Raw genomic sequence first — 22,071 nt, 5'->3', positions numbered from 1 at the left:
GGGCATGGCCCGCGCCGCGCGCGTGGCACCAGTACGATCAGGGCTCGTGCAGAACTCCTCCGACTCGTCGACGGCTCCCGCGGCGGGCTCCGCTCTCGGACGCGCGCTTCGGTCCTTCGATGAAGCGCGTCGTGCCGCGACCGCAGAGGCGCGCCGCGCCCTGTCACTGAACGAACTCGACGCAAAGGCCCTCCTGTTCGTCGCCGAGAACCCGGGCGCGCGGCCCTCGCACGTGCGTGACCACCTGGGCATCACCTCCGCGGGAGTCACGACCCTCATCGACCGTCTCGTCCAGCGAGGCGCGGTCCGTCGAGATCTGGATGTCGAAGACCGTCGCGTGAATCACATCACCGCGATTGTCGACCTGAACTCCCCGCCGTGGTCGTCACTGCGTGCCTTCGACGACGCGGTGGAGGCGGCGATCGCCGAGATGACTCCGACGGACGCGGACGCGGTCGCTGCCGCTCTCGAACGCCTCACCGGAGCCGGGGCGGCGGCACGCTGACGATCCCGCGGCGCGCTGACGACGCCCGTCGCGGTGGGGAAATCGTCGGTGGACGGGGATGCCTCAGGCGCGGGCGCGAATGAACTCGTCGGCGCGCGCCTGCAGGAACGTGCACAGGGCGGAGAGCATGGCGAGCTCACCCGACAGGGCGAGGACGCGGGCCGAACCGAGCGGAGCGGCGGTCTCGCGAGGCTCGAAGGTCACCGCCCAGCCGGTCGTCCCGGGTTCGGTCTCGGGGGCGACGTAGAACGTCGTGGAGACGCTGCGCAGCTGTGCGGCGATGAGTCCCGTGTCGGAGTCGCCCTCGCTGTCCTGCGGGATGACGCGCAGCGTTCCGGCGTCGTCGTAACCGAGCGCCCGGAAATCGTCGATCCACGATTGCAGTGTCGTGATGGTGCGGTAAGGCATAGGGCATCCCGTCGATAGGCGCACAGCGGGGGCGGTGACGAATCGATTATCGGTCCCGGGGGACGGAATGCGCATCCCCCGGGTGCGTGGGACCGGTTCCATCCCACAAATCACCGGCCCGCGCAACGGTCTATCCGATTTGTGCAATCAGAATCTAGAAACGGCCCGTGGAGCACACTCATGTCGAGACCAGGGATGCCGCCACGGTCGAAGAGATGTGGCAGACGGTGATACCCGGAACCCGCATTTCCCGTGCCGATGGCATCCAATCCGCTTTCGTCTTTCACGGTGCGGCCGAGCCGGGGTTCGGATTCTGCGACTACACCGTGGGGTCGACGATGGTCACGGAGTCCGATCCCGGCGATCAGATGGTCGTCGGTCGCATCGCGGGCCCGCGGATCCGGGCGACCTATCGGCGGGAACGTATCGACACGACCGTTCCGTTCGTCGTCATCGACCGTCCGATCGAGATCGCGTTCTCGGGCCGGATCGCCGGCACCGCCGTGTCCTTCGCCCGTGCGGACGTGGATGAGGCCGCGCGGCGCCTCTCCGGTGACGATTCCCTGCGGGTGCGCCCGATCGGCCATGCGCCGCTTTCCGAGCAACGATCGCGCTACTGGACCCGCACGTGGGAGTACGGGCGAGACGTGCTGCTGCGCTCGCCCGAACGTGCACCGGTGATCGAGCAGCAGGTGCGGTCGCTCTTGCTGGAGGCGTCGCTCATGACGTTCCCGTCCACGTTCACCGAGGCGCTCGCCGTGGGGCGTCCGGCTCGGCCGTTGCCCGCGCCGGTCTGGAGGGCGAAGGTGTACATCGAGGCCCACTCGACCGGTCCGATCGCCCTGGCCGACATCGCGCAGGCGGCGAGGCTCTCCCCGCGCGGGCTCCAGTACGCCTTCCGCACCGCCACCGGGCGCACGCCGATGCAGTACGTCCGCCGCGTCCGGCTGGACGCTGCGCGGGCGGAACTGCGCGCCGCCGACCCCTCGGTGGACACGGTCGCCGCGATCGCGGCACGCTGGGGCTTCTCGAACCTCGGACGCTTCGCCGCGATGTACCGCAGCGAGTTCGGCGAGACGCCGTCCACGACCCTCCGGTCGTGAGTCGCCGCCGTTCGCGGCGGTGCAGGAGACTGGGGGAGATGACACTCCACTCCCTCGACCTCGTGGGCTTCGGCATCCGGCTGGCTCCGGCCCACCTCGACGACGCCGCCGAGGCGTGGCCCCTCACCGATCCCGAACTGTGGCGTGGGATGACGACGCCGTGGCCCGCCTCCGTCGAGGAGTACGCGCAGCGGATCGAGCATCAGCAGGGCACCCCCGGCATGTTCGCCTTCACGGTCCGGGATGCCACGACCGGAGCGGTCCGCGGATCCACGACGTTCTACGACCACGTGCCGTCGCAGGGGCGCGTCGAGATCGGCACGACCTGGTACGCGCGGGAGTTCCAGGGCGGTCGCACGAATCCGGCGGCGAAGATGCTGCTGCTCACCCACGCGTTCGAGGAATGGGGACTGAATCGCGTCGCGCTGCGGTGCGACGCGCGCAATGGGCGCAGCGCCCGGGCCATCCAACGTCTGGGAGCCACGCCCGAGGGGCGGCTGCGCCGACATCGGATCGCAGCGGACGGCTCGGTCGGCGACACCCTGTACTTCTCGATCCTCCGCGACGAGTGGCCCGACGTGCGCCGGGGGCTGGAGCAGCGCCTCGACGGGGAGGCCACCGCCGCCGTGTAAGATCGTCTGTTGGAAGTGTGTCCGAGCGGCCTAAGGAGCATGGCTGGAATCCATGTAGGCGGGGTAACTCGCCTCGCAGGTTCAAATCCTGTCACTTCCGCTCAGCCGAGAACCCCGTCCACGCGAAAGCCTGGGCGGGGTTCTCGCATTTCATCGTGTCGACGGTCGCTTGACTGAGGTGACCCATCGGCGCATAATCGCCACGAGATTCCAGCGCACGTCCTTGGTGGCGAGAGCGAGCGAGTCGGCCAGAACGGTCGGGTTTGCCCACTCGAAAAGGGAATGCATCGCATTTACCTACGCCCGCAAGGAGACGTGCCATGGCGACCCCTTCCTCCGGTTTCGGATCACCCTCATCCCCGCCGCCTGTTCCCCGGCGGGAGTCTTTGCGACCCGCGGGGGTGGCTCTGGCCGGGCTGTCGATCGTGTTCCTCTTCGAGATGCTCGACAACTCGATCCTGAACGTCGCACTGCCGAGCATCGGCCGGGATCTGCACGCCTCGACGACGGAACTGCAATGGGCCACCGGGGTCTACGCGGTCGTGTTCGGCGGGCTCATGCTCCTCTTCGGCGCCCTTGCCGACCGCGTGGGCCGACGGCGCGTCATGCTCATCGGGCTCGGGCTGCTCGGCCTCGCCAGCCTCGCAACGGCCTTCGTGACGACCGCCGAGGAGCTGATCGCGGTGCGGGCGGTGATGGGTGTCGCGGCCGCGATGACGACCCCCGGTTCGCTCGCTCTCGCCTTCCGCCTGTTCCGCACGGACGACGGGCGCGTGCGTGCGACCACCCTCATCTCGACGGTCGGTCTGGTCGGACTGGCGATCGGTCCCGCCGTGGGCGGTTTCGTGCTGTCGTGGGCTCCGTGGCAGGTGCTGCTTCTGGTCAACGTGCCCATCGCGCTCCTGGCGGGTGTCGGCATCCGCGCGGGGATCGCCGCCGACGATCCCGCCGATCTGCACCGAGCCCCGCTCGATGTCGCGGGCGCTCTGACCGGCACCGTCGCGGTGGTGCTTTCGCTCGCCGCGCCGACCGTGTTCGTCCAAGACGGCGTCGGCGCGCCGCTGCCCTGGGTGCTTCTCGCGGCCGCGGTCGGCGCGATCGTGCTCTTCGTGGTCCGCGCCCACCGTGCGGCCCACCCGGTCCTCGATTTGTCGATCGTGACGTTGCCCCTGGTGTCCAGTGGACTCCTGTACAAGGCGGCCACGGGGCTCGCAACAGCGGGTCTCAGCTTCTACGTCACTTTGCAGCTGCAGGTGGACTGGGGCTGGTCGCCGTTCTGGGCCGCGATCGGAATGCTTCCCCAGGTGGTGGTTCTCCTCGCCGGTGGTCTGTTCGTCAGCCCGGTCGTCCGCTGGTTCGGTCTCGACCGTGTCGCCTGGCTCAGTGCGGGCGCCGTCGTGGTGGGCCTCGCGGTCTTCGCCGGCTTCGGCCACGGGGGATACCCCTGGGTCGCGCTGGCGCTCGTACTCGTGGCATTCGGCATCCGTTTGAACGGCGTCGTCGCGGGCACCAACGTCATGAAGGGGATGCCGGAAGATCGAACCACCATCGGTGCGTCGCTCGTGGACACCGCCACCGAAGTCGCGACCGGCATCGGTGTCGCCGTGGCGGGGACGGTTCTCGCCGCGATCTTCACCGGTAGCGTCGTGGCCGAGGACTGGTCTTCCGCGCAGCATGCCGAGTTCGAGACCGCGACCATGACCGGTGGGCTGATCCTGGCTCTCGTCTCTGCGTCGCTGGTCGTCTGGGGTTATCGGAGATCGCGAAGCCACGGCTCTGCGGTGACGGGCGTAGCCTCGGGCGATCCGTCCTGAGCGCCCCGCGGCGGGTCCGGGAGGCCAGAAACGTCCCGGTGTCGGCTGCGGGGGTCAGCCGACGGTCTCGGGCACCTCGACCGATGCCGGCTCCGCCCGCATGGTGAGCGAACGGGGGAAGAAGAGGGCGAGGAGTCGGCGGCCCGGCGACGTGCCGGCGCGCAGTCGCGCGCGGATCTGCGCCACGGCGTCGGCCAGCGCGGGTCCGCTTCCCCTGTCTCCACCGTCCTCGGCGTAGATCGCGCGTTCGAGCGCCTCGCGCACCACGCCGATGTCATCGACGTCGACGACATCGAGCTCGATGAGCCGGGCGGCGAACGCGCGCGGCGACTCGGCATCGGGCGCGCGGATGCCGAGATCCACCGCCTCGGCGCGGATCTCGGTCCACGCGGCGACGGCGTCGCCCTCGCGGATGAGCGCGGCGCGCGACCGGCGTCGCCAGGCTCGGAGCGTTCCCGGCGTCGCCGCCAGGAGAAGCAGCACCACGCCGCCGAGCGTCAGCAGCACCCCGACGGGGTTCTGCCCGCTCGCCGCTCCCGAGCCCGCGGCGGCGGTGCCCGGACCGTTCTGGTCGTCGAGCTGCGGAGCATCCGTGCGGGTGGCGCCGGGGGTCGCGGCATCCTGCTCGTCCGGGGTGTCCGTCCCGTTGGTCGATCCGCCCGTGGTCCCCGAGGCGAAGCTCGTCGGGACGCCCAGGCTGTTGGTCGGCTCGAACGGTACCCAGCCGATGCCGCGGAAGTAGACCTCGGGCCACGCGTGCAACTGACTCGAGGTGACCGTGTACTCGATGCGTCCCTGCTGCTCCACCGACCCGGACCGCGTCCCCGGCAGGTAGCCGACGACGATCCGGGAGGGCATGTCGAGGGTGCGCGCCATGACGGCGAAGGCCGAGGCGAAGTGGACGCAGTACCCCGCGCGCTCCTGGAGGAATCGGGCGACGGCGTCGAGCCCGGCCCCGTCGAATCCCGCCTCGACGGGGGCGTCCAGCGAGTAGCGGAATTCGCTGCTGCGGAACCATGTCTGCAGCGCGATGAGCGCGTCGTACGGCGACTGCGCACCGGCGGTCACCGAGCGCGCGGTTTCGCCGATGATCGGGGGGATGTCGGCGGGGAGCGCGCGGACGGCGTTTCCGAGCTCGGAACCGCCGACCGGCCGTGACCTGATCTGCTCGAGCGTGGGGCGCGGAACGAGCGTCTGCGCCTGGTAGTCCTGGTTGCGGGATGATCCCGATCGCGACACGATCGTGCGGTTTTCGGGCACGCCCAGCCACTCGCCCTCGAGGCCCGTCACCGTCGACGCGGGGTAGGGAACGGGCAGCCACGGGCTGTCCAGTTCGCCGACGCTGACGGTCGTCGTCCAGTCGGCCACAGCGATGTCGCCGTCGACCTGGACCGGATCGAAGACCGGTGCGTCGCCCGGGACGGGCACGGTGTCTCCCGCGTCGGGCTGCCACACCGCCCCGTCGAACTGCGACAGCGTGACCGCACGCAGGTACGGCGCCGAGGGGCCGGTCGTGGTGACGGTGAGCACGTCGATGTCGCGCGGCTGGCGCAGGTCGTTGCCGAGTTCGAGGTTCGGGTTGATCGTCGTGCCGAAGCCCGCACCGGTGCCGGAAGCGAACCGCAAGCCGGGCTGGGGGAGGATCGGTACCGCCACCACGGTGACCAGCACCGCCACGGCGGCGATCCCGATCGCCGTGGCCGAGGCTCCCCACACCCGTGCGCGAACGCGGCGTGCCGGCGACACCGTGCGGGTGCGCGAGCGCACGTCCATGCGGAGGAGGAAGAGGATGGCGGCGCTGAGAGCGAGCACCGCGGGGACATCGACGGCCGCGGGGATGGCGATCGTGGGGATCAGGGAGACCGCGACGAGGCCGACGCCGGCGAGGAGCGGCATCCGCGCCGTGAGGACGACGTGGTCCAGCACGACCGCGAGCCCCGTCACCGCGGCGACGAGCACGAAGGCGAGCCCCGTGGACGGGACGACCGGCGCGACACCCAGGCGGATCTCTTCGGAGGCTCCGGCGAAGAGCGTCGAGACGGTCGAGAGCGTGGCGGGAGTGGGGATGATGCCGAGCAGCGCGGTCGCGCGTCCGAAGACGGCGGTCAAGAACACGACCCCGACGACGAGTTGTACGCCCGTGGCCAGCAAAGCGGGGAGACGGAACACGCGCACCGCGAGGCCGGAGGCGAGCACCGCGGCCGCCCCGGTCAATGCCCCCGCCGTCCACAGGCCCGGGGCGATGACCGAGAACACCGGAAGCAGGGCTGCGGTGATGCCCGCGAGGATCCCCGCCGACAGCAGGGCGAGATCCCGCCGACTGCGCACCGGTCGTGGCGCGTACACGTCAGCCGCCGACACGGGCGTCCTCCGGTTTCGTTGCGTCGTCCCACGCCCGCGCGATGTCGCCGCCCGGTGCGAGAGCGGTGGCGTGCCACCCCGTCACCGACCGGAGGTCGCGAGCGCCGTCGTCATCGGTGACGGTGAGCAGAACGGCGAGAGCCGAGCGCGGAGCTGCGGCGCGCAGGGCCAGCAGATCGTCGTGTTCCAGTCGCCCGGTGACGACCACGACCGGGCCGAGCATCGCGGCCGCTGACGCCGGCACCACGCGGCGTGCGGGGGTGTCGGTGCGCGCCCGGAGCGTGGCGAAGGATGCCGCGAGCGCACGTGCCTCGGCATCCTCTCCGCCGTCGACGGGGTCGCCGAGCACGCCCCCGTCGCTGTCGATGACGTCGACCGTGTAGCCCTCGTGAACGAGCCGGGCGACGACGGAGACGCAGGCCGAGACCGCGGTCTCGAACGCGCGGTCCCGACCGGGCGACTCGGCGGCCGCGGGCGACCAGCGCGAGAGCGAACGGTCGAACACCACGGTGGCGGCGGGGCTGGATTCCTGCTCCTCCTGCCGCACCATGAGGGTGTCGCGGTGGGCGGTGGCGCGCCAGTGGATGCGCCGCATCGAGTCGCCCGGTGCATAGGGGCGCGCGATGAGGTTGTCCGCGCCCTGGCCGAGTTGCAGCGCGCTGCTCTGCCGGGTCCCCCCGGCTTCACCGGGCGACGACGGCAGCGGCGCGAGGTCGACGATCGTCGGGGCGACCGTGACCTCGGTGGCCTGACCCACCCGGAACCGGCGGCGGATCAGGCCGAACGGGTCGGTGGTCGACACCCGCAGGGGCCCGACGCTGGCGATGCCGCGCACCGAGCCGCGGACCTCGTAGCGAAGGCGCACGGGAGCCCCGGAACGCCGGAGGGTCGACGCGGCAGCCGGGAACGCGCCCTCCGCGACGCCCTCGAGTCCGGCCGGGAGCGTGTCCGACCACCGACCGGGGAGCGTCGGCAGCGGCGTGCTCAGACGGGCCGAAAGGTGCACCTCGGCCAGGCCGCCGACCTCGGGGGCCTCGGGTGAGACGGTCCGCACGATCTCGCCGCTCGCCCGGCCGACCACCGCGCTCACCGCGGCGACGAGCACGAGCGCCAGCATCAAGACGCCGAAGTACAGCAGCTCCGGGATCGCGGCCTGCTGAGCCACCACGAGCGCGATGATCGCCAGCGCGACCGCGCCCGTGCCGCGCAGGGTCAGCGGCCAGCGCTCCCTCACGGCGTGCTCACGCTCGCTGGGCCAGCGGCACTCGGACGCTCGCGGCGATGCGCTCGAGCGCATCGGCCACGACGACGGCGCCCGCGCGTCCACCCGCAGCCGACCGGTTCGCGATGACACGGTGGGCGAAGACGGGGGAGAGCAGGGCCGTGAGGTCGTCCGGGATGACGTAGGCGCGGCCATCGAGTGCCGCCCGCACCTTCGCGGCGCGCACGAGCTGCAGGGTGGCGCGGGGGCTCGCGCCGAGCCGGATGTCGGGGTGGCTGCGGGTGGCCTGCGCGAGCGCGACGGCGTACTCCTCGAGCGCGGGTGCCACGTGCACCCCGCGCGCCCACGCGATCAGCGCCGTGACCTGCCGGGCCGAGACGACCGGGGTGAGGGCGTCGAGCGGGTTGACCGTGTCGCGCTGCCGGAGCATGAGCGTCTCGGCCGCGGCATCCGGGTACCCCATCGAGATCCGCAGCAGGAATCGGTCGCGCTGCGCCTCGGGAAGGGCGTACGTGCCTTCCATCTCAAGCGGGTTCTGCGTTGCGACGACGAGGAAGGGGGAGGGCAGGACGTGGGTGCGACCGTCGACGGTGACCTGGCGCTCTTCCATCGCCTCGAGCAGCGACGATTGCGTCTTGGGGGAGGAGCGGTTGATCTCGTCCGCGATGACGATGTGCGCGAAGACGGCGCCGGGCGTGAACTCGAACTGCCGCTGAACGGGATTGAACACCGAGACCCCGGTGATGTCGCCGGGAAGCAGATCGGGCGTGAACTGGATGCGGCGGACGTCGGCGTCGATGGTCGCGGCCAGGGCGCGCGCCAGCATCGTCTTCCCGACACCGGGAACGTCCTCGATGAGCAGGTGGCCCTCCGCGAGCAGTGCGATGAGCGCACTGCGCACGGCGTCCGGCTTGCCGTCGATCACCCGGGAGATCGAGGCGATGATGCGCTCGGTGAGGTCCGCGAAGGAGTCGGCGTCCAGGGCCTCTTCGGCCTCGGTGCGCACCGGCTTGAGGTCGGGCCGGCGCAGGCGCGGAGCCGCCGCGGGCGTCATCGTCTCGTCCATGGCATCCCTCGTGTCGCACTGCGGCGGAGGAGCGTCCGTGGCCGCCGTGACCTGATCGTAACCTGCGCGAACCGACCGGGGGCCGGAATACGGCAGGTGCCCAGGATCGGCGGACGCCGCGGGCGCTCTAGGATCGGGCACGTTGCCCAACGGAGGAGAACGTCATGCCCGTCACCGCTCCGGTCCTCGCCGTCGACATCGGGGGAACCAAAGTGGATGCCGCCGTCGTCACCGCCGAGGGCGAGGTGTTGCGCGCGAGCGTCGTGCGCCGTCCCACCGGCCGGGATGCCACCCGCGCGGGGATCGCGGCGAACATCCGCGCCGCAGCCGAGGAGGCGCTCGCCGCGGTGCCGGACGTGCACGTCGCGGCGGTCGGGGTCGGCAGTGCGGGGCCGGTCGATCTGCCTGCGCGCTCGGTGTCGCCGCTGAACCTCCCGCAGGCGGCCGGACTGGAGATCGACGCGGTGCTGGGCGACCTCGTCGACGGTCCGCTCACGCTCGCCCTCGACGGCACCTGCATCGCTCTCGCCGAGAACTGGCGCGGTGCGTTGGTCGGGTGCGACAACGCCATGGCGATCGTGGTGTCCACCGGCGTCGGGGGAGGGCTGATCCTGGGCGGGCGCCCCGTCTCCGGAGGCTCCGGCAATGCCGGTCACCTCGGTCAGATCTTCGTCCGCACGATCGAGGGCGATGTCGGGGCCGCGACCCTCGAAGCCGTCGCCGCCGGTCCCGGGTCGGTGGCGTGGGCGCGCAGCCAGGGATGGACGGGCGAGACCGGCCTCGATCTGGCGGCGTCGTACCGGACGGGCGACGAGATCGCGGTCGCCGCGGTGCGGCGCTCGGCCACCGCGGTCGGTCAGGCGATCGCCGCCGCGGCGACGCTGTGCGATCTGGAGGCCGTCGCCGTCGCCGGAGGCTTTGCGAGAGTCGCCGACGACTACGTGGATCTCGTGGCCGCCGCGGCGCACGACGCCGCCGTCCACGCGTACGCCCGCCGGTGTCGTGTCGTGCCGTCGGGCCTCGACGGCGACGGTCCGCTGCTGGGCGCCGCGGCTCTCGCGCTGCGCGCCTGACGACGGCGGGGGTCAGAGCCCCGCGATCGACATCAGGACGATGGATGCCGCCATCGCGCCGATCTGCGCACGGTCCAGACGTGCGGGCATGCGGCGCAGCATCAGCACCGACGCGAGGCCGTAACCGATCACCGCCGCCAGAAGCAGAGGTCCGAGGACGACGCCGTGCGTATGGGCGGACGTCTGCGGATGCGTCCCCATCGCCACCTGCAGCGCCGCCATCATGACCAGGCCGATCGCCGTGTGCAGCGTCATCGTCGTGGGCACGCGGGGCGTGCGCCGCTGCCGCGGACGCCGCCATGCCGCCAGCGCCAGCGCGGCGAGGAGCAGAACGGCTGCCCAATAGACCGGCGCGACGAGTCCGAGAAGTCCCGCGTCGAGCATGGCCAGGAGCATCAGAACGGATGCCACGACCTCGGGCGGCCGCACCCGCGCGCGATCGGCGGCCAGGCAGCACGTTCCGATCGCGGCGGGGGCGACCGCCCAGAGGTGAAGGGTCTCGCTCATCGGTCAGTGGTGGTGGCCGCCGTCGTGACCGTCGTGACCGTGCGCATCGTGATCGTGACCCGTGCCGGTCGGTGTGCAGTGGGCGTTCTCCGGAGCCGGGACGTTGAGCACGGGGTTCCGCTCGAAGAAGTTGTACGGCTTGAGCGTGAACTTGGCGTAGTCCATGGGCATCACCGGCCAGTCCTCGTTGCGCGGGAAGTGCGTGAGGCCGAACGTGTGCCAGAGCACGACGTCCTCGCCCACGAGCGGTTCGTCGCCGGAGATGAAGTCCGGGATGCCGGCCCCGCCCGGGTGCTGGTTGACGAAGTCGCCCGCGGCGTAGCGTTCGGTCGGGTCGTACTTGGTGACGAAGAGGTTCTTCGTCGCGAAGGCCGCGCGCGCGGCGATCGACGACGCCTCGTCGGCCAGCAGCACCGGCGTCTCGGTCGGGAACAGCACGTACGAGGTCGCCTGCCCGCGCTCGGTGGTCTTCTCGGTGGAGGCGATCTGCCATACCCGGTTCACGGCGCCATCCGCCACGCGGCCCGAGACCTTCTCCGACGCGATCGGCGTCACTTTCTTGGTGAAGGCGTTGCCCGCGGGGTTGGTGGCCGAGATCGGCAGGCGTACCGCGTCGATCTCGTTGACGACGTTCGCGACGCCGTCGACGGTCATGTCCAGCCGCGCCGAGAACAGGTGCTGGTGGTACGGCGCGCCCAGCCCCGGCGCCACCTCGGAGGCGAAGGGGTAGCCCTCGCCCGGATACGCGGAGGTGAACAGGATGCCGGTGAGCTTGGCCTCGCACTCGATCGTGCCGTCGAGGTACAGGTACCAGTAGAAGCCGTAGTCGTAGTTGCCGACCGTGGTGAAGAACGAGATCACGAGGCGGCGGGCTCGACGCACCTCGCTGGACCCGGTGAAGATGTCGGTGTGCTTCCACAGGGAGCCGAAGTCCTCCTCGTGCATGCACACCGCGTTGCGAATGGTCCGCGGCATCCCGTTCTCGTCCGACAGCACGGCATCCACGTAGGTGATGTCGCCGACGCAGTCGCATCCCAGTTCGAGCTCGTTCGTGTACCGACCGAACAGGTACTCGCCGGTGTCGAAGTAGTTCTGCCAGAACCGGTTGGGCGCGGGATCGGCGTAGGGCACGACCATCTCGCTGATGGACCCGCGGTACATCACGGGGCGTCCGGCGAACGACAGCTGACGGAGGATCAGGCCCTCGCGGGTGTCGAAGCCGATGCGCAGATCCCACTCGCCCCACGTGACGTGCTCGTCGTCGACGGTGAAGCTCGACCCCTCCGGCTGGGTGATGACGATGGGCTTGAGGCCCTCCAGCGGAGGACCCTGCAGCTCGGGGTCGTCGAAGTTGCCATGGGTCTCGGGCACCGCGAACCCGGGGGTGTCGACGATCTCGATGACCGCGCGGGCGGCGACGTCGATGTACGCGGTGAGGCCGTCCACGGGGTGCGCCCACGGGTGGTCGGCGGGGTGGTCCTGACGGAACGCGAACGTGCGCAGCACGCGGCGGCCGACCTCGTTCTCGTAGCCGTAGTGGCCCGCCGAGAGCGGCACGAGCACGACGTCGTCGGTGGTGAGGCCGCGCGTGGCGAGGGCGGCGACCCACTCCGCGCTCTCGTTCGCGATCACGCCGACCTCCTCGAACTCGGCATCCAGGATGGGCAGCTGGCCGTCGGACCCGTCGAGCTCGGTCTGCCGTAGCACCGCCCCGGTGGCGAGCGACACGACGAGGTCGAGGGAGTGCGCCGTGCGGAGGTTCAGCAGCTGAACGCGAGCGCGACGTTCGGGAGCGGCGGTCTCCCCGCGCTCCCACGCCAGCACCTCGCCCTTGGAGGCCTCCTCCAGACCGACGTAGGCGAAGCGGGTCGCTTCGTCGATGCCGTCGAGCCCGGCGACGATCGTGCGCACGGCGGTGATCTCCGCGGGGGTGAGCGAGCCGAGCGGGTGGGCGGGGGCCTCCGGCGCGGTGTAGGCGGAAACAGCGGGGTCGGTGAGGGTCATGGTGTCTTCCTGGGTGGAGCGGGCGGGGGAGAGGAGGGTCAGCCGGCGATGGCGTCGGTGAGCTTGGCGTAGGCGGCGGCGCGGCGCCGGCGGATCCAGCCCGCCTGGAGCCACCCGAAGACCGGGACGATCACCACGAGGGCCAGGAGCGACCACGTCAGGGCGCCGAAGACGGGCGCGCCGTCGGCGTCGACGTCGCCGACCATGACCGGGAAGTAGGCCACGATCACGCCGGCGGACAGCGCGAGACCGACGAACCCGAGGGCGGGCGCGACGACGGTGTTCCACATCCGCTGGTCGGCGCGGTTGCGGGCGAAGTAGACGATGACGGCGATCGAGGTGGCGGCCATGAGTCCCGCGATCGCGACCGTCGCGACACCGGAGAACCACGTGAACACCTGCAGCAGCGGGTCCAGCCCGAGCAGCGCGAACACTGCCAGGAGCACGCCCGCGGTCGCGGTCTGCGTGAGCGAGGACAGGTGCGGTGACAGGTGGCGGGCGTGCACGCCGGACAGACGGTCGGGCAGCACGCCCGCGCCGGACATCGCGTGCTGGTAGCGGGTGAGGACGTTGTGGAACGACAGCACGCACGCGAACATCGACGTCAACAGCAGCACGTTCACGATGACTTCACCGACGCTGCCGAGGTAGATCGCGACCGTGCGGAGCATGAGCGTGCCGGGGTCCTCCGCGGCGGCCGCGAGGATGCCGTCGGGTCCCCACGCCATGACGAGGCCCCACGCCGACAGGGTGTAGAAGATCCCGATGCCGATGACGGCGGTGTAGGTCGCGCGGGGGATCGTGCGGTCGGGGTCGCGCGCCTCGTCGCGGAAGATCGCCGTGGCCTCGAAGCCGATGAACGCGGCGATCGCGAACATGAGCCCGACGCCGGGCGAACCGCTGACGACGTTCGACGGCTCGAACGGCGCGAGGCTGAGGCCCTGCGGTCCGCCCTGGAGAACGACCGCAGCCACGAGGACCAGCACCACCGCGACCTCGGCGACGAGCAGGATGCCGAGCACCTTGCTCGAGAGGTCGATGTGGCGGTACCCGAGGATGCCGACCAGCGCGACGGTGCCGAGCGCGTACAGCCACCACGGCAGCGACGGTCCACCGAGCGACACCGCGGTGATGCTCAGCAGATAGCCGATGTAGCCGTACACCGCGACCTGGATCGTCGTGTAGGTGAACATCGCCGTCCAGGCCGCCGCGAGCCCGGCCGGCCTGCCGAGGCCGTAGCCGATGTAGGTGAAGAAGGCACCCGGGCGGGGCACGTGCCGGGCCATCGCCGCCAGGCCCACGGCGAACAGGAGCAGGATGACCGCGCTGACGATGTACAGCGCCGGGTAGCCCACGCCGTTGCCGATCAGGATGCCGAGGGGTGCCGCGCCGCCGACGACGGTGAGCGGCGAGGCGGCGGCGACCACCATGAAGACGATCGCGGTGACGCCCAGCGAGCCGCTGAGCGTGCGCGGGGTCGCTGCCGCGGCCCCCTTCGATTCCAGCTGGGTCATGTCGAACCTTTCGCATCGGGTGTGGATCCGAGGTTCCTCCCGCGCCGTTGCCGCTCGATGTAGCCGGTGTGAAAGTGCCCGCATGCCGAGTGGGACACCGCCCGCGCCCGCGTCTCAGTAGGGGACACGAGCGCGAAACATCGGTGTCGCGGGGGTGCAACGGCCGCGGCGTACGGTCTCCCCGAGTCCACGGGGAGCACCATGACCGCACTTGCCCGCGCCATCGCCCGGCCCACGCCCGTCGCCGGCTTCGGCGAACGTTCGCCCTTGCACGGCCTGGAGCGCCGCTCGATCGGCATCGTCGACCTCGCCGCGCAGTCGGTGGCCGCCGTCGCCCCGGCCGCGGCGGCGACGACCGTCGTGCTGCTGGTGAGCGGCGTCGCCCCGGGCGCCACGGTCGCCGCGATCGTCGCCGCGGCGGTGCTGAGCTTCGGTGTCGCCCGCACGGTGTCGGAGTTCGCCCGCCGCTTCGCGGCCGCCGGGGCGTTGTACACGTACACCGCGCGTGGGCTCGGTCCGCGCGCGGGGCTCGCCGCCGGCGCCGCCGTGGTCGTGGGCTACGGCGCGATCGCGATGTTCTCGCTGCTGGGCAGCGCGTACTACCTCGCGTACCTGCTCGGGGGGTGGTGGCCGGGACTCGACCGCGGGGCGACCGTGACGATCGCCGTGCTCCTGGAGTCCGTGGTCGTCGCCGCGGTGTTGATGGCCGGCATCCGGTTGTCGGCCCGCGTCGCGCTCCTCGTCGAGGCGGTCTCGGTGGCACTCATCGTCGTCCTGCTCGGAGCGCTCCTCATCTTCATCGGACCCGTCGACGTCGTCGCGGCGCTCGCGCCTGGCCCCATCGATCCCGTCGCGCTCGCCGCAGGGGCCGTGATCGCCCTCACGGCGTTCGTCGGTTTCGAGACGTCGGCGACGCTGGGCGTCGAGTCGGTCGCGCCGCTGCGCAACGTCCCCCGTGCGATCACGGGAACCGTCGTCATCACGGGCGCGGTGTACGTGCTCGCCGCCATCACGCAGGTCTCGGGCTTCCACGCGCTGGGCCAGGACCTCGCCGCGAGCGCCTCGCCCGTCAACGACCTCGCGGTCGCGTACGGACTGGGGCCGTGGGGAACGGTCGCCGACGTCGGCATCGCCGCCTCGTTCCTCGCGTGCGCGATCGGGTCGATGACAGCCCTGGTGCGGGTGCTCTTCGCCATGAGTCGCGACGGCGTGCTGCCCGCGCGACTCGGGCGCACCCACCCGCGCCTGCGCACACCGATCGCCGCGATCCTCGCCGCACTGCCGATCGTGGCGGGCGTGCCGCTCGTCCTCGCGATCCTGGGCGTCGATCCCCGCGAGGCGATGCAGGTGACGCTCTCGGTCGGGGCGACGGGATACATCGCCGCGTACGTCCTGGTGTGCGTGGCCGCCCCCGTCTTCCTCCGCCGCATCGGCGAGTTCACGCTGTGGCCGGCAGTGATCGCCGTCGTCTCGGCGCTCGTCCTCGGCGCCGCGCTCGTGACGTTCCTCATCGCCGGCTCCGATCCGATCGCGCTCGTGAGCGTCGGCGTCGCGGTGCTCCTCGCGGTCGTCTTCGTGACCGTGGCCGGCCGTCGCCGACGCTCCCTCACGCTCGGGGCCTACGACGAGCCGGTCGCCGCCCAGGTGCTCGGAGGAGTCGCGCCTCCCGGGCGGTCCGCGCGTGAGTGATCGGGCGGGGCTCGCGGCACGGCAGCCGGGTGCGGTGCGCTCGGCCCTTGCCGTGCTCGAGGCCGTCGCGCACCTCGGGGCGGGGGTGAGCGCGCAACGGATCTCGACCGAACTGGGGCTGCCGCGGGCGACGACCTACCGTCTGCTGAATCTCCTCGTCGAGGACGAGTACCTCGTCCGCACGCCCGACCTCACCGGCTTCGCGTTGGGCGCGCGCGTCTCGCAGCTGACCGGGGTGGTGGCGGCACCCGCGCGGCTCCCGTCGGCGGCGCGGGCGGTGCTCGCCGAGGCGCGGCGGACGGTGCGCGGGGGCGTGCACGTGGTGCTCTTCCTCGACGGGCGTCTCGTCGTCCTCGACTCCGACCCCGACTTCCGGCTGTCGGACGAGGCCCGGATGGCCCGCGAACCGGCTCGCTACGCGTTGGGGCGTCTGCTGCTCCTGACCAGCGGCGCGAGCGTCGACCCGGCCGTCGAGGACGACTACCAGCGCTTCGGAGTCACGCGGCAGAGCGGGGAGATCGCCACGACGACCGGATGCCTCGCTCTTCCGATCCGCGATGACACCGGTGCCACGGTCGGTGCGCTCGGCTTCTCGGGTGCACGGCACCGCGTGGACGAGCCGGCCGCGGTGATCCGCGCCCTCGAACCCACCGTGCACGCCCTCGCGCCGCTCGTGGTGTGAGGCTTCGGGACGTCGGGTAGACTGTTCCCGGCTCTCCGCGTGGCGGCATCCAGGCCAACTCCCCCAGGACGGAAACGTAGCAAGGGTAACCAGGCTCTACCGGGTGCGCGGAGGGTCTTTTTTCTGCCCGGGCGACTCCGGATGCCGCGCCTCAGCGCCTCGCGAACGGCCCGTCGATCACCGCCCACTGCAGCAGCATGATCGTCTTGGCATCCTGGATCTCGCCGTCGCGGATCATCCGCAGGGCGTCGTCGATGTCGTACTCGAGGATCTCGATCTCCTCGCCCTCGTCCACGAGACCACCGCGATCGCCCTCGCGGCTCGCGCCGTCGTACGCGGCGGCGAAGAAGTGGAGGCGCTCCGTGACCGACCCGGGACTCATGTAGACCTCGAACACCGGCTCGACATCGACGACCCGCACGCCCGTCTCCTCCTCGGCCTCGCGGCGGATCGCGGTCACGGGGTCGTCGTCGTCCAGGAGTCCGGCGGCGGTCTCGATGAGCATGCCGTCCGGGTGGTCGTTGACGTAGACGGGGTAGCGGAACTGTCGAGTGAGCAGCACGGTGCGCCGAGCGAGGTCGTAGAGCAGGACCGTCGCACCGTTGCCGCGGTCGTACGTTTCGCGCTTCTGCGTCGTCCACTCGCCGTCGTCGCCGCGGTAGCGGAAGGTCGTCGCGCGCAGGACGTGCCAGCCGGCCGCGAGCAGTTCGACGTCGACGACCTCGACGCGGGGATTGCGATCCAGGTCGCGGCCGGTGAGGTGCAGACCGGTGCGTCCGCGGTGGTCGGGGACGGTGGTTCCGGGCAGGTCGGCGCTCATGCGGCCGGAATCTCCTCGAGCGAGCTGTAGACCGGGATGCCGCGCTCTCGCGCGATCTCGACGTCACGGTCCGCGCCGCGCGACGCGCCGGGGAGGCGCAGGACGGCGTCGCAGTGGTGCAGGAGTCGCTCGGCGGTCGGATACAGGACGTCGGTCGCCAGCGGATCGTTCGGCCCCGACGCCCCCGCGCTCGCGAGCACCGGCAACGCCACCCATTCGCCGATCATCGGGACATGCCCGGCCCGGAAGATCGGCCAGGCCGCGGCCTCCAGGCGGCGCAGGTTCGCGGCCATGCGGTCGCGGTCGCCGTCTGTCCCCGAGGCGTACGGTCCGGCGATGAGAATCAGAAGCGGGCGGCTCATAGTCGGAACGATAGTGCAGAAACGTGCAAGAATGTGAACCGTGATGTTGGCTGCCGCGCGCAAGGACGTTCTGCTGGAGAGGCTCCGCCGCGACGGTCGCCTCGTCGTGAAAGACGTCGCGGCCGAGCTCGACCTGTCCGAGGACAGCATCCGGCGTGATCTTCGGGAGCTGGATGCCGCGGGCCTCGCCGTTCGTGTGTACGGGGGAGCGCTCCCCGCCTCGCCGGCGGTCGCCGATTACGAGACCCGCGGCTCGGTGGCGCTTGAGAGCAAGCGCGCCGTCGCCGCGGCGGCCGTCCAGCTGATCGCGCCCGGCATGACGGTGCTCCTCGACGGCGGCACGACGACCCTCGCCCTGGTCGACGCACTCCCTCGGACCTTCGCCGGCACGGTGATCACGCACGCGCCGACCATCGCGGCCGCGCTCCTGCACCACGAGGCCCGGGTCTTCCTCATCGGGGGTGAGGTGTTCAAGCACTCCGCGGTGGCGTGCGGCGCCGCCGCCGTCGAAGCGGCTCAGCGGGTGAGTGCCGACGTCTTCTTCCTCGGCGTGACCGGCGTGCACCCCGAGGCCGGGCTGACCACGGGGGATGCCGACGAGGCGGCGATGAAGCGTGCGCTCGCGGCTCGGGCGGCCGAGACGTACGTCCTCGCGAGCGAGGAGAAGGTGGGTGCGGCGTCGCGCTTCGGGATCCTGCCCCTCGACGGTGTTGCCGGGGTGATGGCCGACATCGATCCCGCGGATCCTCGCGCCGCCGACCTGCGCGGGGCGGGCGCTCGACTCCTCCCGGTCCCACCCTCGTCCTGATCGCTCGACGCCGAGGCAACCCCGACGGGATGTCGCTCGCCCCGCCTAGGGTGGATGCCGTGACGCAGAGCATCTACATCACGTCGGCCGAGGGGCACTCGGGGAAATCCACGGTGGCTCTGGGCGTCTTGGACGCCCTCAGTCGCGTGACCCCGCGCGTCGGCGTGTTCCGACCGATCTCGCGCTCCACCGCCGAGCGCGACTACGTCCTCGAGATGCTGCTCGATCACGACGGCGTCGACCTCGAGTACGACGAGTGCGTCGGCGTCACCTACGACGACGTCCGCGACGACGCCGACGCGGCTCTCGGGCGCATCGTCGAGCGCTACAAGGCCGTCGAGGCGCAGTGCGACGCGGTCGTGGTGATCGGCAGCGACTACACCGACGTCGGCAGCCCGACCGAACTGGCGTACAACGCCCGGATCGCGGCCAACCTCGGGGCACCCGTCCTCCTCGTGCTCGGCGGCCGCGCGCAGCAGGGGCAGGGAGAGACGCTCGGGCTCTCCGTCGCGCGCACACCGCAGGAGGTGGGGCAGATTGCCGCCCTGGCGATGCCCGAGCTGCTGCACGAGCGCGCCGAGGTGTTCGCCGTGGTCGTCAATCGTGCCGAGCCCGCGCAGCTCGACGAGATCATCGGCTCCGTGCGCCCGGTCGTCGACGCCGCAGGATCCTCGCCCCGTCGCACCGTCCCGGTGTGGGCGCTCCCCGAGGACCGTTTCCTCATCGCCCCGTCGATGCGGGGAGTCCTGCGCTCGGTCGAGGGCGAGCTCATCAAGGGCGACCCCGAACTCCTCACGCGCGAGGTCCTGGGCGTCGTCGTCGCCGGCATGTCGATGGTCAACGTCCTGCCGCGCCTCATGGAGTCCGCGGTCATCGTCATCCCCGGTGACCGCACCGAGGTCCTGCTGGCGACGCTCCTGGCCAACGCCTCGGGCACCTTCCCGTCCCTCGCGGGCGTCGTGCTCAACGGCGGGTTCGAGCTCCCCGACCCCATCGTGCGCCTCATCGACGGCCTGGGGTCGTCGCTGCCGATCATCGCGACCGACCTCGGCACGTACGACACCGCCGTCCGGATCATGAACACCCGCGGGCGCCTCGCGGCCGACTCGCAGCGGCGGTACGACACCGCCCTGGCGATGTTCGAACGCCACGTCGACACCGAGCTGCTCACGCGCGAGCTCGGCGTCGCGCGTCCGAGCGTCGTGACCCCGTTGATGTTCGAATACGGGCTCGTCGACCGAGCCCGCAGCGACCGCCGCCGCATCGTGCTGCCGGAGGGCAGCGACGACCGCGTCCTGCGGGCGGCGGCGACTGTTCTCGCGCGCGGCATCGCCGACCTCACGATCCTGGGCGAGCCGCTCGAGGTTCGCGGGCGCGCGATCGAACTGGGCATCGACATCCGCGACGCCGAGGTGTTGAGCCCCTTCGACGCCGTGCATGTCGACAAGTTCGCGACCGAGTACGCGCGCCTTCGTGCGCACAAGGGCGTGACCTATGCGCAGGCCGCCGACACGGTGACCGACGTGTCGTACTTCGGCACCCTGATGGTGCACCTCGGGCTCGCCGACGGCATGGTCTCGGGCGCGGCGCACACCACCGCCCACACGATCCGTCCGGCGTTCGAGATCATCAAGACCGCGCCGGGCGTCTCGGTCGTCTCCAGCGTGTTCCTCATGGCCCTCGCCGATCGCGTGCTCGTCTACGGCGACTGCGCGGTGATCCCCGACCCCACGAGCGAGCAGCTCGCCGACATCGCGATCTCGTCTGCCGCGACCGCCGAGCAGTTCGGTATCGAGCCGCGCGTGGCGATGCTGTCGTACTCGACCGGCGAATCGGGCACGGGCGCCGACGTCGAGAAGGTGCGGGCCGCGACCGCCCTCGTGCGCGAGCGCGCCCCCGAACTGCTCGTCGAAGGACCGATCCAGTACGACGCGGCGGCCGACGCCGCGGTGGCGAAGGCCAAGATGCCCGGGTCGGAGGTCGCAGGGCGCGCGACGGTGTTCGTCTTCCCCGATCTGAACACCGGCAACAACACGTACAAGGCCGTGCAGCGATCGGCCGGAGCGGTCGCGATCGGCCCGGTCCTGCAGGGCCTCAACAAGCCCATCAACGACCTGTCTCGCGGCGCTCTCGTCGACGACATCGTCAACACGATCGCGATCACCGCGATCCAGGCCCAGGGGAGCAACTCGTGAGCGTCGTGCTCGTCGTCAACAGCGGGTCGTCGTCGTTCAAGTACCAGCTGCTCGACATGGAGCACGAGCGCGTCCTCGCCTCGGGGCTGGTCGAGCGCATCGGCGACGGCATCGGCGTCGCGACGCACACCGTCGCGGCCGCCGCGTTGGCCTCCGCCGACGGTCCCGCGCCCACGGTCATGGATGCCACGACCACCATCGAGCGCGAGATCCCCGACCACACCGCCGGGTTCGCCGTCATGCTCGAGGCGTTCGCAGTGCACGGCCCCTCCCTCGAGGAGCGGCCGCCGGTGGCCGTCGGACACCGCGTGGTGCACGGCGGCGCACGCTTCTTCGAGCCGACCCTCGTGACGCCCCTCGTCGAGATCAACATCGACGAGCTCTCCGTCCTCGCCCCGCTCCACAACCCGGCGAACCTGGCCGGGATCGTCGCGGCGAAGAAGGCGTTCCCCGACGTCCCGCACGTCGCGGTCTTCGACACCGCGTTCCACCAGTCGCTCGCGCCGGCGGCGTACACGTACGCCATCGACCGCGAGCTCGCCGAAGCGCATCGCATCCGCCGATACGGCTTCCACGGCACGAGCCACAAGTTCGTCAGCGAGTCCGCGGCCGCGTTCCTCGGACGCCCGCTCGCCGACCTGCGTCAGATCGTGTTCCACCTCGGCAACGGCGCGTCCGTCACGGCGATCGAGGGCGGGCGGTCGGTCGAGACGTCGATGGGCCTGACCCCGCTCGAAGGCCTCGTGATGGGTACGCGGTCCGGAGACCTCGACCCCGCCGTGCTGCTCCAGCTCGCGCGGCGCGCCGATCTCTCGATCGCCGATCTCGACGCGCTGCTGAACAAGCGCTCGGGCCTCGTCGGTCTCGCGGGCGTCTCCGACATGCGCGACCTCACGGCGCGATGCGACGCCGGCGACCCCGACGCGCAGCTCGCGTTCGACGTCTACGTCCACCGGCTCCGCGCCTACGCGGGCGCCTACCTCGCACAGCTCGGCGGTGTCGACGTCATCTCCTTCACCGCCGGCGTCGGCGAGAACGCCGCGCGCGTGCGCGCCGAAGCGTTGGCCACCCTCGGTTTCGCGGGCGTCGAGCTCGACCCGGAGCGCAACGCGGCACGGGAGCGTGGCATCCGTCGGATCTCCACCGATGCGTCGCGCGTCGAGGTCCTCGTCGTCCCGACCAACGAAGAGCTCGAGATCGCCCGCCAGACGCTGTCGGTCGCTTCCTGACCCGAGTGCGAACACCCCTCACCACTACGCTGGAACGGCGGCGCATCGTCGTGACCGCGTCTCCCGCCCCGCGATCT

19 protein-coding genes, 1 tRNA gene and 1 other RNA gene are annotated in these 22,071 nt (G+C 71.4%); 12 read left to right on the top strand and 9 right to left on the bottom strand.

The genetic code is table 11. The features are described 5' to 3' along the window. Window positions 1–46: 46 nt before the first annotated feature. Entirely contained in the window at window positions 47–505 is a 459-nt protein-coding gene (locus tag AC3WLZ_RS12280; protein WP_492470207.1) for a MarR family winged helix-turn-helix transcriptional regulator, read from the top strand. A 63-nt stretch (window positions 506–568) separates the two neighbouring features. Here the strand turns inward: AC3WLZ_RS12280 and AC3WLZ_RS12275 are convergent, their stop codons facing one another. After that, window positions 569–913 carry a hypothetical protein gene (locus tag AC3WLZ_RS12275; RefSeq protein WP_412925212.1) on the bottom strand — a complete coding sequence of 115 codons (345 nt, stop codon included), beginning with the start codon at window positions 911–913 and terminating at the stop codon, window positions 569–571. Between the two features lie 167 nt (window positions 914–1,080). On the opposite strand from AC3WLZ_RS12275, the gene AC3WLZ_RS12270 reads away from it, so the two are divergent. The 4 genes from AC3WLZ_RS12270 (at window position 1,081) to AC3WLZ_RS12255 (ending at window position 4,462) form a co-directional block, all read left to right on the top strand. Further along, window positions 1,081–2,016, top strand: a complete 936-nt coding sequence (locus tag AC3WLZ_RS12270; RefSeq protein WP_492470206.1) for a helix-turn-helix transcriptional regulator — start codon at window positions 1,081–1,083, stop codon at window positions 2,014–2,016. A gap of 38 nt (window positions 2,017–2,054) precedes the next feature. Then, the gene (locus AC3WLZ_RS12265; protein WP_492470205.1) at window positions 2,055–2,648 is read left to right on the top strand and encodes a GNAT family N-acetyltransferase; all 594 of its coding nucleotides are present in this window, start codon (window positions 2,055–2,057) and stop codon (window positions 2,646–2,648) included. Between the two features lie 11 nt (window positions 2,649–2,659). After that, a tRNA-Ser gene (locus AC3WLZ_RS12260) sits at window positions 2,660–2,748 on the top strand. A gap of 220 nt (window positions 2,749–2,968) precedes the next feature. Continuing rightward, window positions 2,969–4,462 carry an MFS transporter gene (locus tag AC3WLZ_RS12255; protein ID WP_492470204.1) on the top strand — a complete coding sequence of 498 codons (1,494 nt, stop codon included), beginning with the start codon at window positions 2,969–2,971 and terminating at the stop codon, window positions 4,460–4,462. Between the two features lie 54 nt (window positions 4,463–4,516). Here the strand turns inward: AC3WLZ_RS12255 and AC3WLZ_RS12250 are convergent, their stop codons facing one another. Genes AC3WLZ_RS12250 through AC3WLZ_RS12240 form a run of 3 tightly spaced genes read right to left on the bottom strand, consistent with a single transcriptional unit; the run spans window position 4,517 to window position 9,111 of the window. After that, window positions 4,517–6,823, bottom strand: coding sequence for a transglutaminase TgpA family protein (locus AC3WLZ_RS12250; RefSeq protein WP_492470203.1), 2,307 nt, complete (start codon window positions 6,821–6,823; stop codon window positions 4,517–4,519). After that, complete coding sequence (locus AC3WLZ_RS12245) at window positions 6,810–8,057, bottom strand: DUF58 domain-containing protein (RefSeq protein WP_492470202.1); 1,248 nt, start codon at window positions 8,055–8,057, stop codon at window positions 6,810–6,812. Before AC3WLZ_RS12245 ends, AC3WLZ_RS12250 begins: the two co-directional genes overlap by 14 nt. 7 nt (window positions 8,058–8,064) lie before the next feature. Further along, window positions 8,065–9,111 carry an AAA family ATPase gene (locus tag AC3WLZ_RS12240; protein WP_412925206.1) on the bottom strand — a complete coding sequence of 349 codons (1,047 nt, stop codon included), beginning with the start codon at window positions 9,109–9,111 and terminating at the stop codon, window positions 8,065–8,067. A gap of 164 nt (window positions 9,112–9,275) precedes the next feature. On the opposite strand from AC3WLZ_RS12240, the gene AC3WLZ_RS12235 reads away from it, so the two are divergent. Next, window positions 9,276–10,184 (top strand): ROK family protein, encoded by a 909-nt coding sequence (locus tag AC3WLZ_RS12235; protein WP_492470201.1) that lies wholly within the window; start codon window positions 9,276–9,278, stop codon window positions 10,182–10,184. A gap of 12 nt (window positions 10,185–10,196) precedes the next feature. On the opposite strand, the gene AC3WLZ_RS12230 is transcribed toward AC3WLZ_RS12235, so the two are convergent. Genes AC3WLZ_RS12230 through AC3WLZ_RS12220 form a run of 3 tightly spaced genes read right to left on the bottom strand, consistent with a single transcriptional unit; the run spans window position 10,197 to window position 14,209 of the window. After that, entirely contained in the window at window positions 10,197–10,691 is a 495-nt protein-coding gene (locus AC3WLZ_RS12230) for a hypothetical protein (RefSeq protein ID WP_492470200.1), read from the bottom strand. A 3-nt stretch (window positions 10,692–10,694) separates the two neighbouring features. Beyond that, complete coding sequence (locus tag AC3WLZ_RS12225) at window positions 10,695–12,695, bottom strand: primary-amine oxidase (RefSeq protein ID WP_492470199.1); 2,001 nt, start codon at window positions 12,693–12,695, stop codon at window positions 10,695–10,697. 38 nt (window positions 12,696–12,733) lie between these two features. Continuing rightward, window positions 12,734–14,209 carry an APC family permease gene (locus AC3WLZ_RS12220; RefSeq protein WP_492470198.1) on the bottom strand — a complete coding sequence of 492 codons (1,476 nt, stop codon included), beginning with the start codon at window positions 14,207–14,209 and terminating at the stop codon, window positions 12,734–12,736. Between the two features lie 201 nt (window positions 14,210–14,410). On the opposite strand from AC3WLZ_RS12220, the gene AC3WLZ_RS12215 reads away from it, so the two are divergent. From AC3WLZ_RS12215 to ffs, 3 genes are all read left to right on the top strand, one after another. Beyond that, entirely contained in the window at window positions 14,411–15,898 is a 1,488-nt protein-coding gene (locus AC3WLZ_RS12215) for an APC family permease (protein WP_492470197.1), read from the top strand. Beyond that, complete coding sequence (locus AC3WLZ_RS12210) at window positions 15,891–16,580, top strand: helix-turn-helix domain-containing protein (RefSeq protein ID WP_492470196.1); 690 nt, start codon at window positions 15,891–15,893, stop codon at window positions 16,578–16,580. Before AC3WLZ_RS12215 ends, AC3WLZ_RS12210 begins: the two co-directional genes overlap by 8 nt. Window positions 16,581–16,606: 26 nt before the next feature. Then, window positions 16,607–16,703: signal recognition particle sRNA small type (ffs, locus tag AC3WLZ_RS12205), an RNA gene on the top strand. 28 nt (window positions 16,704–16,731) lie between these two features. Here the strand turns inward: ffs and AC3WLZ_RS12200 are convergent. Both AC3WLZ_RS12200 and AC3WLZ_RS12195 read right to left on the bottom strand, forming a co-directional pair. Next, window positions 16,732–17,400: an NUDIX domain-containing protein gene (locus AC3WLZ_RS12200; protein ID WP_492470195.1), complete on the bottom strand. Its 669-nt coding sequence runs from the start codon at window positions 17,398–17,400 to the stop codon at window positions 16,732–16,734. Further along, window positions 17,397–17,762, bottom strand: coding sequence for a DUF4406 domain-containing protein (locus tag AC3WLZ_RS12195; protein ID WP_492470194.1), 366 nt, complete (start codon window positions 17,760–17,762; stop codon window positions 17,397–17,399). Before AC3WLZ_RS12195 ends, AC3WLZ_RS12200 begins: the two co-directional genes overlap by 4 nt. Before the next feature lie 43 nt (window positions 17,763–17,805). On the opposite strand from AC3WLZ_RS12195, the gene AC3WLZ_RS12190 reads away from it, so the two are divergent. From AC3WLZ_RS12190 to AC3WLZ_RS12180, 3 genes are read left to right on the top strand one after another with little or no spacing between them, the layout of a single operon-like run. Beyond that, window positions 17,806–18,570: a DeoR/GlpR family DNA-binding transcription regulator gene (locus tag AC3WLZ_RS12190; RefSeq protein WP_492470984.1), complete on the top strand. Its 765-nt coding sequence runs from the start codon at window positions 17,806–17,808 to the stop codon at window positions 18,568–18,570. A 59-nt stretch (window positions 18,571–18,629) separates the two neighbouring features. Beyond that, window positions 18,630–20,765, top strand: coding sequence for a phosphate acetyltransferase (gene pta, locus AC3WLZ_RS12185; protein ID WP_412925197.1), 2,136 nt, complete (start codon window positions 18,630–18,632; stop codon window positions 20,763–20,765). Further along, a complete protein-coding gene (locus AC3WLZ_RS12180) occupies window positions 20,762–21,994 on the top strand; it encodes an acetate/propionate family kinase (RefSeq protein ID WP_492470193.1) in 1,233 nt (410 codons plus the stop codon). Before pta ends, AC3WLZ_RS12180 begins: the two co-directional genes overlap by 4 nt. The last annotated feature ends 77 nt before the right edge of the window (window positions 21,995–22,071 follow it).

Source organism: Microbacterium sp. FW305-3-2-15-F-LB2, from assembly GCF_058787255.1.
The sequence above is the reverse complement of the archived record's forward strand: the minus strand, read 5'-3'. Positions and strand labels throughout refer to the sequence as shown.

Bases quoted from the DNA above. Each gene is read 5' to 3' on its own strand.
- AC3WLZ_RS12275 (WP_412925212.1), bottom strand. From the start codon at position 913: ATGCCTTACCGCACCATCACGACACTGCAATCGTGGATCGACGATTTC.
- AC3WLZ_RS12265 (WP_492470205.1), top strand. From the start codon at position 2,055: ATGACACTCCACTCCCTCGACCTCGTGGGCTTCGGCATCCGGCTGGCT.
- AC3WLZ_RS12255 (WP_492470204.1), top strand. From the start codon at position 2,969: ATGGCGACCCCTTCCTCCGGTTTCGGATCACCCTCATCCCCGCCGCCT.
- AC3WLZ_RS12240 (WP_412925206.1), bottom strand. From the start codon at position 9,111: ATGGACGAGACGATGACGCCCGCGGCGGCTCCGCGCCTGCGCCGGCCC.
- AC3WLZ_RS12235 (WP_492470201.1), top strand. From the start codon at position 9,276: ATGCCCGTCACCGCTCCGGTCCTCGCCGTCGACATCGGGGGAACCAAA.
- AC3WLZ_RS12230 (WP_492470200.1), bottom strand. From the start codon at position 10,691: ATGAGCGAGACCCTTCACCTCTGGGCGGTCGCCCCCGCCGCGATCGGA.
- AC3WLZ_RS12225 (WP_492470199.1), bottom strand. From the start codon at position 12,695: ATGACCCTCACCGACCCCGCTGTTTCCGCCTACACCGCGCCGGAGGCC.
- AC3WLZ_RS12220 (WP_492470198.1), bottom strand. From the start codon at position 14,209: ATGACCCAGCTGGAATCGAAGGGGGCCGCGGCAGCGACCCCGCGCACG.
- AC3WLZ_RS12215 (WP_492470197.1), top strand. From the start codon at position 14,411: ATGACCGCACTTGCCCGCGCCATCGCCCGGCCCACGCCCGTCGCCGGC.
- AC3WLZ_RS12200 (WP_492470195.1), bottom strand. From the start codon at position 17,400: ATGAGCGCCGACCTGCCCGGAACCACCGTCCCCGACCACCGCGGACGC.
- AC3WLZ_RS12195 (WP_492470194.1), bottom strand. From the start codon at position 17,762: ATGAGCCGCCCGCTTCTGATTCTCATCGCCGGACCGTACGCCTCGGGG.
- AC3WLZ_RS12190 (WP_492470984.1), top strand. From the start codon at position 17,806: ATGTTGGCTGCCGCGCGCAAGGACGTTCTGCTGGAGAGGCTCCGCCGC.